Origin of the sequence: Clostridium sp., assembly GCF_047718555.1 — a bacterium.
In the GTDB taxonomy this organism is placed as follows: domain Bacteria; phylum Bacillota; class Clostridia; order Clostridiales; family Clostridiaceae; genus Clostridium_I.
In genome coordinates this window covers 1-3650 of record NZ_JBDNRK010000111.1, presented here as the reverse complement: position 1 = coordinate 3650, position 3650 = coordinate 1, and the positions used below count along the sequence as shown (strand labels likewise).

General features: G+C 29.3%; 3 protein-coding genes. All 3 read right to left on the bottom strand.

The annotated features are described in order from the left end of the window. Nucleotides 1-146 precede the first annotated feature (146 nt). The 3 genes from ABF633_RS20530 to ABF633_RS20520 are packed head-to-tail and all read right to left on the bottom strand — an operon-like array spanning nucleotide 147 to nucleotide 3467. On the bottom strand, nucleotides 147-1310 hold the full coding sequence (locus tag ABF633_RS20530) for an ABC transporter permease (RefSeq protein WP_415526562.1): 1164 nt from the start codon (nucleotides 1308-1310) through the stop codon (nucleotides 147-149). Nucleotides 1311-1323: 13 nt separating this feature from the next. Beyond that, the gene (locus ABF633_RS20525) at nucleotides 1324-2514 is read right to left on the bottom strand and encodes an ABC transporter permease (RefSeq protein WP_415526560.1); all 1191 of its coding nucleotides are present in this window, start codon (nucleotides 2512-2514) and stop codon (nucleotides 1324-1326) included. Between the two features lie 11 nt (nucleotides 2515-2525). Next, nucleotides 2526-3467, bottom strand: a complete 942-nt coding sequence (locus tag ABF633_RS20520) for an ABC transporter ATP-binding protein (RefSeq protein ID WP_415526558.1) — start codon at nucleotides 3465-3467, stop codon at nucleotides 2526-2528. Nucleotides 3468-3650: the final 183 nt, after the last annotated feature.

Sequence of the window (3650 nt, the reverse complement as noted above, 5' to 3'; positions counted from 1 at the left end):
TATATAAAAATAGATGTAGCTCTATAAACTACATCTACAAAAATATTATAAAGGAAAAGGAATATTACTTTATGAAAAAAATATAATCCTTCATTTTTAAAATTGAATCTATTTTTTCAAAATTATAGTGTTAAAGTACTAATCAATCACTCTGTTATTTCCTTTATAGTAGAAACCCCTGCTGTTAAAAATGCTATTGCGAACAATAGTAATACACCTATATCAGGAAGAATTGAAATCAATCCTTTATTTTTTAGTACTAAGTCTGTGAGAGCTGTTACCGCCCAGCTTTGCGGCATAAAGTAAGCTATATGCTTAAGAGTAGCTGGAAAATAGTCTAATGGCATATATGAACCGCCAACTATACAGCTTATTTGGACTACCATTTGACAAACTATTGGAGCGTTACTGGCTGTATTCACAATTCTGCACAATAATATTCCTAGTCCAAGTACTACAAGTATAAGAGAAGTAAAGAATACAAATAGCGCAAAAATAGAATTTCCCCAATTCATCTTAAATAACAAAGAAGTACTTCCCACCATAAGTATTACTTCAAGCCAGCCAATTATTAAAAAGGCCAACACAAAGGAAGCCATTAATACTAATTTGCTATTAGGTGTGGTAAAGCTTCTTCTTAAAGTCTTATCATCTTTTCTTGCTATTATTTCATTAACTATAAATATTACAGTAAACATCATAAAACTAATACATAAATTAATAGAAATTTGGCTTCCAATTAAATTTGACTTGCCCTTTGTTACTATTTTTGAAGAAGCCATTATTTTATTGGAAGAAACCTCTTTAGCCAACTCAGTTGTAATATCTTTTGACATTGGAATTTGTTCTTTTAAATTTGATGAAATTTCTTTTGAAATCAACTTCTCATTTACAAAGTAATTTATTTTACTATCAGTAGTTATATTTATATTACCGTTATTTAGCTTTAAAATTTTTATATTTGGTCCAGAGCCATTTTCTAAAGACTTAGAAAAATTTTCAGGTATTATTATAGCTTCAGCAACAACATTATGTTGAACTCTATATTCTGCATCAGATTCATTTACCACATATACATTAAAACTTTCTGAAGCCTTAAACTCTTTTATTAAATCCTGTCCCATTGTCCCCTTATCTTTATTCACAAAATCAATGTAAAGTGTTTTCTCATTACTATTATTTCCATGTCCACCGCTAAAAAATGTAACTAGACAAATAACAACCATTGGCATCAAAAGTGTAAAGAAAAGTACGGCCTTGTTAGCTATCATTCTCTTTAAGTGGAGTATAGTTAATCTTAAAATTTGCATACCTGTTTTCCCCCTAATATTCACGTTTTAGTTTTACAGCACCAAGTAGAATAGCTAAAGTAGATATAATTGACATTGCAATAATTATATAGAGCATAGAAGAGAAATTATCTCCAAGCATATTACTTGTATATAGATTATTTATCCAATAATTAATTGTAAAATGGGATATACTTCTCATAAATCCAGGATAGTAATCTGCTGGGAAAAAGCTTCCTGAAAGTATGGACATTATTGAAACTATAAAACCGAATACTACAGATATTAAAGTGGTATTTTTAAATAAACTTATTAATACAGAGGTAATTGCTGCTATAATGATACCGTGAATTATTATCACCGGAATAAGCCTTAAATAATCCCCAAAATTTACTCCTATCAACAATGATGAAACTGCTAGAAAACACAGTATTTGTATTATTGATATAGAAAAGGTAGCCATTAATCTTCCAAAATAAAAAGACAGTTTACTTGTAGCTGTTGAGTATATACGAATTAAAGTACCCTCTTCTCTTTCCTTTAATATACTGATTGCCTGATTTAATACAATAAACAGACTAAACATTACCAGCATACTGGAAGCAAATTGCTGTTTAGAGTCAAGAAGTTTGGCTTTTGGAAGAGATGTATAGGTTAAATAAGTTTTATTTAAATCCGACTGTATTATGGGAAGCATACTGTTAAATATTTTTTTAGTTAGATTTTCGTCCTTTGAGTTTTCCAGTATAACACTATAAACACTTCTATTCATATTAACATAGGAGCAGTAGGCTTTTACTATGTCATATATGATTTCACCATTTACGCCGGCAGAGGGTGATTGCAGAACTTCAATTGAAGCCTGTTTATTATCTTTAATACTTTGAGAGAAGTTTTTTGGAACAATTACAGCAGAAGTATAGGTCCCCTGTAATAAATCATTATTTATATCTTTTGAACTTGGCAGCTTTTTCAAAGAGACAATTCTATTGAGTTTATCTTCATTAAAAATCTGCTCTAATGGTTTAGATTCTTCACTGTTGTCCATATCTATATATGCCACTGTAAATTTATCAATAGTTCTATTTGGGTTCAATATGTTTTTATAAATAGTTCCATACATAAATGAGAATATAAAAGGAGCAATTAGAAACACAAAAACATATATTTTAATATTTACTAAAAATAATTTTAATGAATTTATAAAAATACTAATTGTTTTCATACTTGTCCTCCCTAATCTCTTAAATTCTTGCCAGTTAAGTTTAAGAACACATTTTCTAAATTGGGAACTTCTATATTTATGTTTTGTATTTTTGCGTTGTTATGGATTAATATATCAATAATATCTTGGAGACTGTTTTTTTCAGATGTATTCATAACTACTGTAAGCAGTCCATCTTTATAATTAATTCCATTAACAGTTTTAAGTTCTTTTAATTTTAGTTCAATTTCATTAGTATATTTAGTTAAGCTTATTTCAATATTCTCTTCATTGGAAATCATTCTTTTAATTTCATCTTGAGATCCACTGGCAATAATTTTACCTTCATCTAATATCACCAGTCTATTACAAAGCATCTCTACTTCCTCCATATAATGACTTGTATATATTACTGTTGTTCCATAGTTTTCATTAAGATTTTTCGTGAATTCTAAAATATGATTTCGAGATTGAGGATCGATACCTACAGTTGGTTCATCCATTATAAGCAATTTGGGATGATGCATGAAGGCAGCTGCAATATTAATTCTTCTTTTCATTCCACCTGAATAACTTTTTATCTTATTTTTTGCTCTGTCCTTTAATTCAGTAATCTCAAGTGCTTCATCAATCCTGGATTTTAATAGATTACCACTTAGGCCATATAAAGTACCCCAAAACTTTAAATTGTCAATTGCGCTCAGATTTTCATAAAGGGCTATATCTTGAGGTACCATACCAATATTTTTCTTAGCTAAAATTGAATCCTTTGTAATGGAATAGCCATCTATCAGGATATTACCTTTATCTGGCTTTACAAGGCCGCATATCATAGAAATAATCGTTGATTTTCCTGCGCCATTAGGGCCAAGAAGTCCAAAAGTCTCTCCTTCATTTATTGAAATACTCACATTATCTACTATCAGCTTATCATCATATCGTTTAGTTATATTTTTTAATTCCAATATTGACATATTAATCACTCCTCATATACATTATATAATCACAGCTGATTTTGTAATAATGAACTAGGTCATAAGTTAAAAAAATAAACCATGACTTAAGTCATGATTTTTATTTAACTGATTTGTATATTTGAAAATTTAACCTGACTAACTTGGCGTAAGTCTCCCACGCACTCTGTGAAAGCGATTCAC

Coding starts and splice junctions, on each gene's coding strand:
- ABF633_RS20530 (WP_415526562.1), bottom strand. CDS start 1,310: ATGCAAATTTTAAGATTAACTATACTCCACTTAAAGAGAATGATAGCT.
- ABF633_RS20525 (WP_415526560.1), bottom strand. CDS start 2,514: ATGAAAACAATTAGTATTTTTATAAATTCATTAAAATTATTTTTAGTA.
- ABF633_RS20520 (WP_415526558.1), bottom strand. CDS start 3,467: ATGTCAATATTGGAATTAAAAAATATAACTAAACGATATGATGATAAG.